This is a genomic window from Sphingomonas sp., from assembly GCF_017304615.1.
Lineage (GTDB): Bacteria > Pseudomonadota > Alphaproteobacteria > Sphingomonadales > Sphingomonadaceae > Sphingomonas.
This window is the reverse complement of the sequence record NZ_JAFKLZ010000003.1, coordinates 46,412-60,666: the sequence shown is the minus strand read 5'-3', so window position 1 is coordinate 60,666 and position 14,255 is coordinate 46,412. Positions and strand designations below refer to the sequence as shown.

Sequence of the window (14,255 nt, the reverse complement as noted above, 5' to 3'; positions counted from 1 at the left end):
CGCGCTCCAAGTTACAATCGTGCGGCAGTCTGCCGGTATCGGCGTAAAGGCGCACGGGCGCACAGCGCGATTACGGACGCTACCACGAGCATTATGGGAGGCACTACCGCGAGCGATCTTCCCACCAATAACTCGTTGCCGATCACGTGATCGGTGACAAGTGCGACGACGCTGGGGCCGAGGCCCAGCGCCAGCACGTTGACGGTTAGCAGTGCGACGGCATGGCTCACCCCGCGCATGTGCGCCGGGGCGATCTCCTGGAGAAGCGCAGGGCCCGAACCGGCAGCGACAGCCACCGCCAAATTGGCAGCGGCAAACGCGATTAAGCCGAGGCCGGGAGCTTCTAAAAGCGGCGCGAGAGCCGCAAACGGCGCAGCGATCAACGCGCCCGCAGCCATGATCTTAAGTCGCCCGTCGGCAACGCCGCGACGCACCAGCGCATCGCCGCCAAATCCAGCCAACAGAACGCCCACGACGCCGGAGACAATCACCGCCGGCCCATAGGCTTGCCCCACCATGACCGCCGACCAGCCATGGTGCCGGATGAAGAAGCTTGGTAGCCAGGCGGCAATGCCGTAGCTCGCCATCAGTGCGAACGCTACGGCAAGGTTGATGAGGATCATCGCACGCCCCTTTCCGACCAGGAAGTCGATCGAGTCGCGCAGCGACACAGGCGGCAGCGGCGCAGCGGCATATGCGCCACGCGTCGGCTCGCGCAGGCTGGCTGCCCATGCTGCGACAAGCAATCCAGGTAGCCCGAGCGCAACGAAAACCAATTGCCAGCCATGCAGAGCGCGCCCCCACGGCAGCGCGATTTGCAGCGCGGAAAGATGGCTGATCGCGAATGCGCCTAGCAGCAGCGCCAGGCCTGAGCCGATATGCAGCCCGAGCGCGTAGATCGCAGTGGCAATGCCCATTCGTTCGGGCGGGAAACGATCGCCGATCAACGACATTGCGGTAGGAGTCATCGTCGCTTCACCCGCGCTCACCATGATTCTTGCGGTGACGAACGCGGGGAAGCTCACCGCCAGCCCGCAAGCCGCTGCCGCTAAACTCCATACACCTATGCCGGTGGCCAAGACGCGAGTGCGCTTGCGGGTATCGACCAGACGACCGATCGGCAGAGCAGCAAGCGATAGGAACAATCCAAACGCAAATCCTTGGACAAGGCTCACTTGAGTATCACTCAGATGATATGCGGCCTTGATCGGCTCGATCAGCAGATTGAGAACGTGCCGGTCGATGAAAGCGAATATGTACGCGACCAACAGAACAGCGAGTGTGTACCAAGCGTAGCCTGGTGTACGCCTGCTGGTCACGCGTTAGGGCCGTGATCGACTGGTATTGCAAGATGCGGATAGAGGGCAGCGCAGTCACGTAGGTCGTTCGCTACTATCCCTGCCGGCGTCACGAGTTCGAACCGATGGGCGTCAGGTTCGAGTTCGAGCACCATCATCGCCACGAGTTTCTCACCGATCCGTTCCTGCAAGGTGTCAGGGATGACATAGGCGAGCGACGGCGCCCAGACATGTTCGACATCATCCACGATCAGGCGACGATGCTGATGGGTGTGGCCTGCGATGACAAACCGCAGATCGCGGTTTGTGGTCCGTGCCAGCAGCCCCGCTGCGTGATCGGGTGGCAGATAGCGTTGATGCATTTGCACACCGCCCAGCCCGTCGCGGAACAGCGGTTTGTGCAAGAAGAGGCCCAGCGGGGCGTCATTCTCCATCAGCACCGTATCGAGCCACGCATCCTGCTCCGCCTCGGCGGTATCGCCATTGCCGTATAACTGGGCGTTCAGGCCGACAAGTTGCCAGCCGTTCCTTTGAATTGACCAACGATCCGGGCCGAGCACGTTGCGAAACTCGTCCAGCGCTGGCTCGCTAAAGGCAGCCTCACCGGATGACCGAGGCGATTTGAGCGCCTCGCCGATGTCGTGGTTTCCAGGGACCGCTAGCATCCGAACAGGAGCCGCACTAAATTGACGACCGGCGTGATCAAACTCTTCCGGGAAAGACACGCCGTCGGCGGTGACATCGCCGAGATTGACGATCAGGTCGATCCGCGCGGCTTCGACCCATGCAAGCGCTACCGCCAGATTATAGTCAAAAGCGGGCGCCCGCGGCGACAGATGCGTGTCGCTGACAATAGCGATGCGCATGCCCTCAGAACCGGGCTGTCGCGCGCGCGAAGAACTCGCGGCCACGGAAACCCAGCCCGCCCGCCTCTGGGTAAGGCAGGCTTCCACCTTGTGTGAGCGCTCGCTCGGCGACCTTGTCCGCATAGGCGTCGAACAGGTTTATCACGCCTATCCCGAACTTGAACCGATCTCCGACGCGGAAATCCGCGCCAAGATCCGTAGTCCATTCCGGCCCGAACCGCTGCTCGGTCGTCACTGGTACAAAGCGGAACGTCCCGAACCGCGTAACGGTCGCGGTCAGACTGACCGCACCGAAATCAAACGCGCCGGCGACATTCAACTTATCGCGGGGTTGGGCATAGGCAAGCAGGTCGATCGAAGAGGTAGCCAGAAGCGGCAACGCTGGAAGAACCGGATTTGCAGCGAGCCTGCGGATCGTGGTAGTCGATCGATTATAACCGACATCGATCCGCGCGTGGCCATGGCCGATGCGACCGCGCCAGCCGGCAATTATGTCGAAACCGCGTGTGCGCGTGTCCAGCGCATTGGTGAAGAAGCGAACTTGCGAGGCGTTGGTGATGCCTGCGGTGCGCAATATGGCCGAAACCGCCGTACCGGACAGCGATTCGCTGAGCGCGATACGATCGTCGATATCGACCTGGAAAGCGTCTGCAGTGAGCGTGAAACCCGCGCCGGGCGTAAGGACCAGGCCGCCACTGAGGTTGGTCGAGGTTTCGGGCTTCAGCGGCCGCCCGCCCAGTGCAAGGGAAACGGGATCGGTTGCGGCGAACGTGCCGACGTTGACAAGCACACCGTTGCTCGACTGGCTTGTGACGGTTGAAAAATAGCTTTGCTGGAGCGACGGTGCGCGAAAGCCAGTGCTGATCGTGGCGCGCAAAGCGGCAATCGGGATAGGCTGGAAGAAGAGGCTCCCCTTGCCGGTCACCTTGTCGCCGAAGTCGCTATAATGTTCGTAGCGCCCGGCAGCACCCAGCCGGAGTGAGCGGGTGATCGCGAGTTCACCATCGACGAATGCCGATACCGCGTTACGACCTTGATCGACTGGTGTCGGCGGATTGAACCCCGGGAAACCCTGGGCGCCAGAGCCAAAAAAAGAGGCCGCTTCGCCGCTACGTATTTTGTAGCGTTCGTAGCGATGCTCGACGCCGAGAGCGAGGTCCGCGCCAGCGAGCAGCCCGAAATGGCGGCTGACCGTCAGGTTGGCGATGTTTTGCAAATAGCGCGCACCGCCCGCGTCGAAACGTGTCGGACTGGTTGCACCGAGCGAAGTATTGGCCGTATCGCGGCTTACGAAATCGGCTTGGTCATAGCCGAGCGTGTCGCTCAAATCCGCCTTCCACGCGCCTTCGTGCCGCAGGCCGACAGTCCCGCCCACATCATCGAGCTTGAGTGCGACAAGCGGCAGAAAGCCATTAGGGAACAGAACCGGTGACGTGGTCGGCACACGATACTGGATCGTATTATCGGCATTCCGGTGCGCGTAAATGGCGTTGGCATACGCTTCCCAACCTCCGCCGACCGGCAGCACAGCGGCAACCGAGGCGCTGATATCCGTGCGGCCTGCCTCGCCCTGACGGTTCGTGACGCGCCCAAATCGGCTATCCACATCGGCTCGGTTGAACTCTGACAGGCGGCGTACCTCGCCGGTGAGCACGATCGTCCCACCCTCGCCAAGCTTGAACCCTTTCGTGACGGTGGCAATCTTGATCGCCCCGTCACCGCGCTGGGTAATGTCGCTCTGCACTGAAGCAAAGCCGGTCGTATCATGACGGAGGATAATGTTGATGACCCCAGCAATGGCATCGGAGCCATATTGTGCCGCCGCCCCATCACGCAGAACTTCGACCCGTTCGATCGCGGCGACCGGAATCAGATTGAGATCGACCGGCACCTGGCCGCGTCCTATCGTATTGTTGAAATTGATCAGCGATGAGGCGTGACGGCGTTTACCGTCGACAAGGATCAGCACCTCGTCCTGGCCAAGCCCTCGCAAGGTCGGTCCGCGTGCATTGGCTGCACCTCCCGAATTGACCGCGCCAGCGAACTCGAGCGACGGCGAAACGAATTGCAGGATTTGCGACAGGTCGCCAAGGCCGCGAGCCTGAAGGTCCGCGGCGGAATAGGAATCGACAGGCGAACTCGACTGCACCGCACTTCGTGGGGCGGCGCGGCTACCGGTGACCACGATGTCGTTATCGGTTGTCGAGGGCGCCTCCTGTGCGTTGGCGAATCCACTCCAACATAACTGAAGGACCAGTGCCCCGGCACTTGGCCATCTTGTGATCCGCATTTGTCGCTCCCCGCCTTCAATCGTGGCCGGAGTTTTACCTCTCTGTCTCAGCGCAACCACCGCAAAGACCGCAAGCCGGTTTGTAGGACATGCAAGTGACATTCTTGATGGATACGGACTTCTCGAACGTGGCGCGTTCGCTATACTTGCCGGATGCGCTTTATCATCGCCCGCCATGCCGAGACTATCTATAATGCCGGCGCTCGGATGCAGGGCAATGGTGCTCACACGCCACTGACGCGTGCCGGCATTGTTCAGGCCGAAGCAATGGGCGCAGCGCTCGCCGAACACCTTCGCGGCGCCCCAGATATCGATATTTGGGCATCACCAGCGGGTCGCACCCTGCAAACGGTTTCGATCATAGCCGAACACCTGGGCCGTGATTTCTTCGACGTGCGGACCGATCCGCGCCTTTTGGAGATCGATGTGGGAGATTGGGCCGGGCGCCTGTACGCGGACGTCGTCGCAGAACAGGGCGCGATCATGTGCCCGGATCGGAGAGTGTTTACTGCGAAGCCGCCCGCCGGTGAATGGTATCCGGCGATCGCGACGCGGCTACGAAGTTGGCTCGATGACCTCGATCAGGCGAGAAATGTCGTCGTGATTAGCCACGGACTCGCCCTTCGAGTGTTGCGAGGGATGCTCTCCGGCGGTGAAGTGTTCGAAGGTGTGCCACTCGCCAAAGAGGGATCGCAAGGATCGATTTTTGAAATCGATAACGGCGAGCAGCGAGAGCTTTATCTAGGGAAAGGGCAACGGTTTGAGGCTGCGTAGCTCAGATAGGCCGTCTGGCGCTGTTTTCGGCTGTTCGTCCCCCACGCGCTGGCCTCCCTATTTCGATCCGCTTACCCATCGCTCCTCCGCAATCACGACCGTCGCATAAACTGATCTCCGCTTCGTCGATGGCGGAGATCGACATTCACAAGTTAAAGACAATACGGCTCAACGTAGCTTTCCTGCCGGAAAGAAGCCGGGCTCTGGTGAGCCATTCGCGTGGGCGACGATTCCTCCACTACCGGACCCGAAGCCTCAGACAGGTATCATCGGCGATACGCGCGTGCTGTGTGCGACGTGAGGGAACCGGACGCGCTCCCACCTCGCCCGCGTCGCTAGTTTAACGAACCCCTCGCAGTTTGGGAGCTGCATAATTTCGCTGGAAAGAGCGACATCCTCGACCGTTCGTCGCGTCTGCATCGACATGGATCGGGTTGTGAATCGTCCGCGAGTTCGCGAATGGCTTACATCGTCACGCTCGACCTCACGGTCACCGATCAACTCGGAAGCGAGTTTAGCGGTGCCTCCATCTTCACTGCCACCGGCGCGTAGCAATAAGAGGTTGCCGCAGTTTTCGATGATCGTCTGCGCGCCCTCGCCGTAGACCTGCTTGACCTGCGCGAACGACTGGAATCCGATCGCAACGCATCCACCGAATTTCCGCAGCCGCGCCTGGGCGTCCTTCAAGCCTTCGATACGACCTAGTGCGTCGAGCTCGTCGATATGGAACCAGATTCGTCGGTCTCGCGCGGGCTCGAGCGATAGCGTCTCAAGGATGGCAATGTTCATCCAGCATGAGATCAGACCCTTCACAGCTGCAACTTGGTTGGCGGAATACGGCATCCACAGCGAGCCGCTTCCTCCCCTGATCCAACGCCGGATGGTGAATGGCTCGCCTTCGACAGCGCTGATCTGCCGCAGATGACCGATCGCAGGCGACAAGGTTCCCAAAATGCTGGCGAGCATCCGCTCGCCGCCCTCCTCAAAGTAACGCGCTGCGGGTGTGCCGGCGCAGAGTTGCTTGAGCTCGGCCAGCGTGGCGCCAGCCAGCATCGCTGCAAAGTCCTCTGAACTGCCTAGTTGCAGAGTGACAAAATTCTCCATCGCGCCCGCCAGCAACTGCTGGGCGTAGCTGATCCATTGATCGTGATCGCCGGTCCCGAGATGCGGGAGCACCGACTGCGCGAGGAACGCGTAGTCGCTCGGCCGCTCAATCTCTCCAAGGAGATCCCAACGGGCGCACCGCCGGTCAAACGGATTCAGGACAATATCGCCGGGACTGAAGAAAGCGGACATCGACGCGCCGTCTGGATCGGCAACTACATGCCGATCACCGCGACGAATGGCGTCAGCCATAAGTCCGCGTAACGCCGTCGATTTGCCCGAGCCGGTGGCTCCGATCGCCGCAACGTGCATCGTTTCATCTTCGCGGCTCAGCGGCACACCGGCGAGCGTAACGCCGCCGGTGACCCGGGCGCGCAGCCTTGCGCCGCGCCCACCGGTGAACATCCGAACCCTTGTGCCGCGCAAATGCTTGATCTTGCGTGGCCAGGTCGCGAGCCGCGCGGCGATCGCGCCGCCGAGAAACGCAAAGGTCGCCGGCATCATCACCGCGAGCGGCCAACTGTCTGCGCGCAAGCTCCCATAGAGCATGTAGCCAAGGACGGCACCCGCGGCCCAGCCAAGCGGAGCATGGAGCAAAGGCCAGGCTGTGCGACGATCGATGCCCTGAACGATGCTCACAGCGATGACGCCGGGAAATGCCGCCAGCGCGAACCAGAGATGATAGGAATGCGCGGCGAGCCATGCCCAGCGCTGCTCGATCCAAGGCTCGAGATGGTCGCGATGCGCCCAATGCTCGCGGACGAGATCGGCAAAGCCGAAGCGGTCCTCGGCCGGAAGGAGGCCGCGCACCAGCGGCCAGCACAGCCCGATCGCGACCAGGGCGGACAAGAATGCGATCTGTTGGACGACGGGGTCCGGCCCCCGACCACCGGCCATGCCGCCGCCTGGGGTTGTCATCAGCGTTCGGCTCCGCGATCACGGCCACGACCAAGCCCGGTGAGAGCATCCGCCGCCTTGGCAAGGGCATCGCGCATGGTCTCGGCGGTATGTTTGGGGGCATTGACCCGGGCCGCGACCATCGCCCGCAATGCCGCCGCGCGATCGGTCTGCGCCGGCTGAACGGCGCGATCATTGGCCTGGCCAGTCTTTGCACTTAGACTCTGCCGCGCGGTATCGCGTTGCGACACGCCAACGCGGTAATCGAGCGCCATATCTTTCGGCCGCTCGCGGCCGAGCGTCCGGCGTAGCGCCGCTTCGTCAGCAAAGTCGTCGCGGCCGTAATGCAGCGCGGTGCCCTGACGATGGCGCGACAGTGCGACGTAACTCGCGTGAGCATCCAGCCCCGCCGTGGCCAGCACATGGGTGCGGTCGACCGTCATGCCCTGGGTCTTGTGGACGGTCGCGGCATAGCCATGGTCGACATGCGCGTAGCTCTTGAGATCGACGATGATCCGTCGGCCGTCATCGAGCCGCACCGCGAGCATATCTGGCGCCGCCTTCTCGACCGTGCCGAGCGTGCCGTTCTTCACGCCTAGATCGCGCTCGTTCTTGAGGAAGAGGATCCGATCTTGATCGGCGAACTCGCGAACGCCTCTCTCGGTGCGGACGGCGACACTCTCGCCAAGCGCTCCCTGTTCAGCGAGCCTGGTGCGCGCTGCGTCGTTCAACATGGCGACCTCCTTGTTCATATGGGTGAGGATGATGCGCGAAGCACCGGGTTCGGCGCGGCGCTCCGCATCCCAGCGATCGATCAACGCGACCCGGGCCGCGTCACGGCTTTCGGCGGCGTGGACCATTCCCGCGCTGGAGTATGCCGCAATGGCCTCAGCAGTGCGGCCATTGGCGAAATCGCGCGTGGCCTCGCGCATCCACGCTTCGACCTGCCGGCGCACTTCGCCGATCTCGGCGGCGCCATGGCGCTCGGCGAGCAGGCGGAACGCGGCGCCCGCCTCGATCGCCTGAAGCTGCTGGACGTCGCCGACCATCACAACCTTTGCACCGGCGCCCGATGCCTCGGCGAGCACTCGCTGAAGCTGGCGCGTGCCGACCATCGCCGCTTCGTCGATCACCAGCACGTCGCGATCAGTGAGGCGGTCGTAGCCACGCGACCAGGCATGTTCGAAGCTGGCGATCGTGCGCGACGAAATCCCGGAGCCGCCTTCGAGATTTTCAGCCGCAATGCCCGACAGCGCGGTGCCGCGCACCGTGAAGCCCGCAGCCTCCCAAGCTTCGCGCGCGACGCCCAGCATCGCCGATTTGCCGGATCCGGCAAAGCCGACCACGAGACTGAGCCCGGGCCGTTTGACGACATGCTCGAGCGCTTCACGCTGATCGGTGCCGAGCTTCAATCCGCTTCCCTCGGCTGACGCGATCGCACGCTCGACATTCGCCTTACCGACGGCGTGCTCATTCGCGGCAAGGGTTGCTGCATGGCGGGCAAGAGCCTCTTCGGCAGACAGCATGGATGTGGTGGTGAATCGCTCCTGCCCGCGTCCGTCGCGTCCGAGTGCAAGGAGGCTGTCAGACGCACGCATCGCGGCTAGCACGGCATCGAACTGCTCCTTGCCGTCGGAATGGCGGTGCGCGAACATCGCCAGGTCGCGCATCGTGAACGTCGCCTGGGTGCGCGTCAGCGCTTCGAGGCCGACTTCCGGCTTGGCGAGAATAATCGCACCGTTGCTGCGCGCGATCGCGCGATGATCGTCCGCACGCTCGGCATCCTCGCCCTTCGCCTCGCGGCGTGCGCCGGCGGCGCCGATCTTGTGCTGCGGCTCGAGATCGATCCCTTGATGCTCGTAGCTGCGATGGTCGATGCGTGCGTCGATACCAAGGGTGGCGCAGCGCGCATTGACGTGATCGGCCCAGGCTGTTCGCCAATGCTGGAGAAGTTCGGTCGCATTCCATTCGCGGGCCTTGGGTCCGAAGCCCTCGCCGCCGATCTCGCGAAGGGTCAGCATGACGTGCGCGTGCGGCTTGGCTTCACCATCAGCGCCGATATCCCAGTGGACATTGAGATCGGCGACCATGCCGCGCGCGACGAACTCGCGTTCAACGAAGTCACGGGCGAGCGCGATACCCTGTTCCTTCGTCATCTCGCGCGGAATGGCGAATTCCACCTCTCGTGCGAGTTGCGCGTCCTTGCGCTTCTCGGTCGCCTCGACCTCATTCCACAGAGTTTCGCGGTCGCGTAGGCGCTCGGACGCCCCCTCCGGCAGCATCACTTCGGAATGGATGACTCCAGGCTTGTTGGTGAAGTCATGGTGCCGGCCCAGCTGCTCATCCTCGAGGCCCGAGGCCGACCGATAGGCGGCGGCCGCAACCGCGCTCCTGCCGGCGCCGCGCCCGATGACCTTGGCCGAGAAGTGATAGATCGCCATGACGGCAACCCATCTACGCCCGAACTCGCGACGTCGGTACGACGTATAAGCGCGCTCTCATACGCTAGAGCGCTCCTGAGAGATTTCAGCCGTTGAACCGAGGATCAGGGGGACCAATTCACTTGCATCGACACGCTAAACGGAGATGCACGATGCGTAAGGTCAGGGATTTTGATGCCGAACTGAAGGCGCTGAACGATCGCGCCAAGCTGCTCAAGCAGCGCAAGGTCCAGCAATTCGGTGAGCTGATCGAGGCGACGGGCGCCGATGCGCTCGACCCCGATCTGCTTGCCGGCGCTCTCCTCGCGGCGGTTGCGGAAAAGGACAAGGCCACCACGTCGGCATGGAGTCGCCAGGGTGCCCAATTTTTTCGCGACACAAGCCGGCGATCCTCGCGCCGCACTGCTGGCGACGGTGAAGGCGGCAAGGCGACTGACGCAGGCTCGCAATCGGCTTGATGCGGTACGATCCCGATCGGACACGAGGGCTTGGGTGGTGGCACGGCGCGAACGCACACGGCATTTGATTGAGCTGGGCGGTCTCGTGCGGAAAGCCGGCCTTGTCGAAATCGCCGACGATGACCGTGTGATGCTGTACGGCGCTTTCCTCGATCTTGCGCTGCAGATGCGGGGCGAAGACGGAGCACGGGCCAAGCTGCTGTTCCGGCGGCGCGGCGCCCGGGCCTTCGCAACCGAAGCTGAAGAAGCCGCCGCGACACGCGCGCAAGGCAGCAAGCCGAAAGCTTCGAGCGCCAGGACAGACGGCGAAACATAGTGCCGGTCCGAAGTCTGTCGACTGGCTGTTGTGCGGATTGGATCATGATCGGCAGGGAAGCGAATTTGCGCGTTGAAATCAGTCGTCACGTAGATGAGGCAAGGCAGCTTCAATCGCCGCCTTCGCCGGAGGCAAATAGCTCTGCCACATGGGCTTACCCCCGAACTTTGTATTCTCCGGATTGCCCTCCAGGCGACACAGCGCACGGGCCGCCGCTTCAATGGCTTTCTCGATGTTCAACATGGTCAGGCCTCCATCAAAATTCGGCCGTAGCTGCGATGCCGGAGCATAGTTCAAAGACGTCGCGAGCGCACCCATTCCCGGAGCGAATCCGCCGCCGCGCGTCATGGTGCGGCGCTGGTTGCGGCACCTCCATCAGGACCGACGGATAGCGGGAAGAGCGGATTGCGCAGTCGCCCTCCGGCTGTCTCCCGTGAGGCTATAGGCGTGGCCGGCAGTACAGCCGCACCTTCGAATCTCGGCCGCGTCATGAACAGGCGCGCTTCCTGCCAGCGCGGCGCCACCGCAACCACCGGCGGACCCTCGGCATTTCGGCCGAGACGCGCGGTGTAGGCGATCGTTTCCGCCGGCAGAGGCACGTGGCCCTGCACATAGCGCTGATAGCGCCCCGGTCCCGCATTGTACGCCGAGAAGGCACCGGGCCAACCATAGCGCGCGGCCAGCTCGGCAAGATACATCGCGCCGCCGATCATGTTCATCCGCGCATCAAACGGGTCGGCGCCGAGATTGTAGCGCGCGGTCACATAGGACCATGTCGCCGGCATGATCTGCATGCAGCCGATTGCCCCCTTGGCCGAGACTATCCGCGAATTCCCACGCGACTCTGCGAGCATGACACGCATCACCACCTCCTCGGGAAGGCCGGACCGCCGCGCCGCTTCGGGCACATGCGCGGCGCATCGGTTGGACAACGTCGGCTCAGGCACGGAGCCTGCCGACGGCGAAGCGGCGACGGCGGTCGTGAGGGCACCGACCATTATGGTCCACCGGGCCGTCATGACCAGGTCCACAGCGGGATCGCGCGACCGATCACTTGGGCACGATCGATCGGGCCGAAATAGCGGCTGTCGAACGACGCGCGCAGCGCCGGGGCGATCAGCACGAGCTGATTGCGAGCCACGCGCCGACATCCCGACCAACGCGGCAGCGAACGGCCGAAGCGGTCGCGCGGTAGCGCGGTCGCGACGGCGCGTCCGTCGAGCGTGACACGCATATTGGTGCGGCAGAAGGTCGTACCGGCGAGAGCCGCGACCGGCTTCACCAGTAGCGCATTCGCCTCGACATAGCGGCGCTCCGCCATGAAGCGGGTCAGCGCAGGCGACGGTCGCACCGCGACCAGGTCGCCCACGCGGGGGACCGCGTTGGGCTCGATGCCGTAGAGGCCGAGCGGCACGCTCGCGGACGCATTCCAGACGAGTCGCAATTGCGGACGATGCAGGGCCGGCAGGAGAAGCGCTGCGAGCGCCACACCCGCCCCGGCGAGCAAGCCGATGCAAAGCGGATGGCGATGCACGCCGGTGGCCCCCACATCGGCGCTGGCGGCGTGCTGGTCGAGTGCGCGGACCATCACGGGTGCTCCGCCGTGTCGCCCGGACGGCGCACGGCAGGCAGCACGGATCCGTTATTCGGATCGGAGGTGGACGCGCACGCGCCGCGATCGCACCAGGCCCGCAGTTCTTCGATCGTATAGACGACGCGACCGCCGATTTTCCGGTACGCGGGACCGGTGCCGTAGGTGCGATGCTTTTCGAGCGTTCGGGCCGAAAGACCGACATAATGGGCGGCCTCCTTCGTGCGCAAATAGCGTGTATCCTTGATGAGATCGGCCATGATGGACTCCGTCGAGGTTGGCGCTGCGAGGCGGTGCGGGCAGCGCCTCGCGAGCCCGGCGATCATCGGCGTCGAACGGCGTCCACGGGTGGCCGGAAAGCGGGGGCACGCGATCCGACCACATGGCATCGATGATGGTGTTTATGCTTTGGGACGTGCCCCAAGAAGTCGCCTATATCCTCCCAACACCATCTCGGCCGCGGCATCGGCGAGGCGACGCAGATCCGAGCGCTCCGAACTCAGGCGCCAGTCGTCAGGCAGCGGGTGGAGCAATTCTCCGGCAATGTCGCGTAGCGACGCGCCGGCACTCTGCAGATCGTGAATGCAGAGCATCGCTGCCTGCCGGTGTGCATAGGGGTTTGCTGGGGCGTGCAACGGCGCGCCAAGCCCGACCGCGCGTCGGAAGGTCTCGGCCGCGCGGATCCGGTCGCTGTGGTGTCGGTCAGGATGGAGATAAAGCCCAAACGGCTTGCCCGACACCGGCTCGAGCTCGGCGGGAATCCAAAGCGGCAATTCCGGGGCGCTATGCCTACGGATCAGCAGCGATAGCCCACCGGGGGTGGAAATGCGAACGACGCGATCACCCCAAGCCGATGGCCGGAAGAGCAAATCGCCTATCGTTTGCGCCCATGGCACCGGTCGTATGACCGTCAACGCGGTCGCGTCGAGCGATGGCAGCCAGGCGACCGGCGGCGCGTCCGTCGCCGGGGTGTCGGGATCGACCGCGAAAGGTGAGGCCCCAAAGGGACCACCTCCGCGTCAGAGGATGCTGCGGAAGATCTATTATGGTGCGCGCCGAACGCCGGATGGCGGTTTGGGCGAGCGCAGAGCTGCGGCGAGCCGCCGCGCCGGCCGACGCCCAGAGCGAACGAAAGTCAGGATTGCGCCGCACCCATTCCCACGCAAACTCGCGGGCATTCAACGTCAGCAGCGCCCGATAAGCCTCGGGCAGGCGCATTCTGTGGTAACCCGGCATCGCCATACTCCTCGATGCCCCCTGCAACGTCGAAGTATGTTGCGAATGATTCGCGACACAAGGCCGCCCGCGCTTATCGCCGGATAAGCATGGGTTATCCTAAGTGGTTAATATTACGACCAAAATGGATCAAACGAAAGCCCCGCCCGGTCGTTCCGGGCGGGGCTTGATCGGTTCGGCTCAGTCGCCGTTGCGGCGGGTCGGGCGCGACCAGATCAGGTTGTAGGTCTCGCCGTCCTCGTCGTCGAACAGATTGGCGTAGATCGGAGCGGTGAAGCTCGGATCGTCGAGCTTGAGGCCGAGATATGCGCGGCCTTCGTTGGATTCCTTGGTCCAGGCAGCGCCGATTTCAGCCCGGCCGACGAAAACCCTGTGCGAGGGCGCATTGTCGTTGGCGCGGTTGCTGTCGGGAACGACGCGGACGCCTTTGGCCTGGACGCCGAGGGTGACGATGTCGCCGACGAACTCGTTGTTGGCGGTCTTCTTGAAGGTGCCGATGGTAGCCATGTTAAGTCTCCAGTCTTGATCCACGAGCCCGTGCCCATCACGGCCTCGATGGCGTTGAAGGTGACCGGGGCTGCCGCGGCTGCAGTCGAAGACCCGCAAGCGCAGCTGGAGGACGGCGGCGGGGCGCTTTTTTGTCCCCGCGAGGAATGACGGCGAAGCCGGCAGGGGAAAAAAGTGACCCAAAGCCGTTGCGGCCCCGAGCGGCAGAGGCGAAGCCGGTTTCGGTCATCAAGCCATTTCGAGAGGCCGTTTGGGCACGGGTCCGGATCTGCCGGAAGGAGACGTGGCCCCAGCGTAACCGCCCGTCCAGAAGCCCGACGCCGAGAGCGTGTTGCCGGATAGATCTGCCTGCAGACAGGCGGGCGTCCGTTCGGTCTCGACCCCGCTCCACCACCGGAAACCCCGTGGCCAGAAAGACTCAGGCCGTGCGGAGTCGCGCTCCTGGATACTTGTCCGCCGATGACCGCAGCATAGTGG

General features: G+C 63.5%; 14 protein-coding genes. 3 read left to right on the top strand and 11 right to left on the bottom strand.

Going from position 1 to position 14,255, the window contains the following annotated elements; all coding sequences use genetic code 11:
• Positions 1–11: 11 nt before the first annotated feature.
• The 3 genes from J0J06_RS12915 to J0J06_RS12905 are packed head-to-tail and all read right to left on the bottom strand — an operon-like array spanning position 12 to position 4,556.
• Positions 12–1,268 (bottom strand): MFS transporter, encoded by a 1,257-nt coding sequence (locus tag J0J06_RS12915; protein ID WP_294042644.1) that lies wholly within the window; start codon positions 1,266–1,268, stop codon positions 12–14.
• 47 nt (positions 1,269–1,315) lie between these two features.
• Positions 1,316–2,164 carry a metallophosphoesterase gene (locus tag J0J06_RS12910; RefSeq protein WP_294042642.1) on the bottom strand — a complete coding sequence of 283 codons (849 nt, stop codon included), beginning with the start codon at positions 2,162–2,164 and terminating at the stop codon, positions 1,316–1,318.
• 4 nt (positions 2,165–2,168) lie between these two features.
• Complete coding sequence (locus J0J06_RS12905) at positions 2,169–4,556, bottom strand: TonB-dependent receptor (protein WP_294042640.1); 2,388 nt, start codon at positions 4,554–4,556, stop codon at positions 2,169–2,171.
• A 51-nt stretch (positions 4,557–4,607) separates the two neighbouring features.
• On the opposite strand from J0J06_RS12905, the gene J0J06_RS12900 reads away from it, so the two are divergent.
• A complete protein-coding gene (locus tag J0J06_RS12900) occupies positions 4,608–5,228 on the top strand; it encodes a histidine phosphatase family protein (RefSeq protein WP_294042638.1) in 621 nt (206 codons plus the stop codon).
• A 255-nt stretch (positions 5,229–5,483) separates the two neighbouring features.
• Here J0J06_RS12900 and J0J06_RS12895 read toward each other — a convergent pair whose 3' ends face one another.
• Positions 5,484–7,250 (bottom strand): type IV secretion system DNA-binding domain-containing protein, encoded by a 1,767-nt coding sequence (locus tag J0J06_RS12895; protein WP_294042636.1) that lies wholly within the window; start codon positions 7,248–7,250, stop codon positions 5,484–5,486.
• Positions 7,250–9,670: a Ti-type conjugative transfer relaxase TraA gene (gene traA, locus J0J06_RS12890; protein ID WP_294042635.1), complete on the bottom strand. Its 2,421-nt coding sequence runs from the start codon at positions 9,668–9,670 to the stop codon at positions 7,250–7,252. Before traA ends, J0J06_RS12895 begins: the two co-directional genes overlap by 1 nt.
• Before the next feature lie 152 nt (positions 9,671–9,822).
• Here traA and J0J06_RS12885 point away from each other — a divergent pair, with 152 nt between their 5' ends.
• Together J0J06_RS12885 and J0J06_RS12880 are read left to right on the top strand one after the other, a co-directional pair.
• Entirely contained in the window at positions 9,823–10,128 is a 306-nt protein-coding gene (locus J0J06_RS12885; RefSeq protein WP_294042633.1) for a conjugal transfer protein TraD, read from the top strand.
• Positions 10,129–10,165: 37 nt separating this feature from the next.
• Positions 10,166–10,444, top strand: coding sequence for a conjugal transfer protein TraD (locus tag J0J06_RS12880; protein WP_294042632.1), 279 nt, complete (start codon positions 10,166–10,168; stop codon positions 10,442–10,444).
• Positions 10,445–10,522: 78 nt separating this feature from the next.
• Here J0J06_RS12880 and J0J06_RS12875 read toward each other — a convergent pair whose 3' ends face one another.
• From J0J06_RS12875 to J0J06_RS12850, 6 genes are all read right to left on the bottom strand, one after another.
• Positions 10,523–10,792: a hypothetical protein gene (locus J0J06_RS12875; protein ID WP_294042630.1), complete on the bottom strand. Its 270-nt coding sequence runs from the start codon at positions 10,790–10,792 to the stop codon at positions 10,523–10,525.
• The gene (locus J0J06_RS12870) at positions 10,789–11,442 is read right to left on the bottom strand and encodes a lytic transglycosylase domain-containing protein (protein WP_294042628.1); all 654 of its coding nucleotides are present in this window, start codon (positions 11,440–11,442) and stop codon (positions 10,789–10,791) included. The genes J0J06_RS12875 and J0J06_RS12870 overlap by 4 nt, the downstream gene beginning before the upstream one ends.
• 17 nt (positions 11,443–11,459) lie before the next feature.
• Positions 11,460–12,032 (bottom strand): S26 family signal peptidase, encoded by a 573-nt coding sequence (locus tag J0J06_RS12865; RefSeq protein WP_294043360.1) that lies wholly within the window; start codon positions 12,030–12,032, stop codon positions 11,460–11,462.
• Positions 12,032–12,295 (bottom strand): helix-turn-helix domain-containing protein, encoded by a 264-nt coding sequence (locus J0J06_RS12860; protein ID WP_294042626.1) that lies wholly within the window; start codon positions 12,293–12,295, stop codon positions 12,032–12,034. Before J0J06_RS12860 ends, J0J06_RS12865 begins: the two co-directional genes overlap by 1 nt.
• 141 nt (positions 12,296–12,436) lie before the next feature.
• A complete protein-coding gene (locus J0J06_RS12855) occupies positions 12,437–12,808 on the bottom strand; it encodes a DUF2285 domain-containing protein (protein ID WP_294042624.1) in 372 nt (123 codons plus the stop codon).
• 643 nt (positions 12,809–13,451) lie between these two features.
• On the bottom strand, positions 13,452–13,778 hold the full coding sequence (locus J0J06_RS12850; protein WP_294042622.1) for a DUF736 domain-containing protein: 327 nt from the start codon (positions 13,776–13,778) through the stop codon (positions 13,452–13,454).
• Positions 13,779–14,255: the final 477 nt, after the last annotated feature.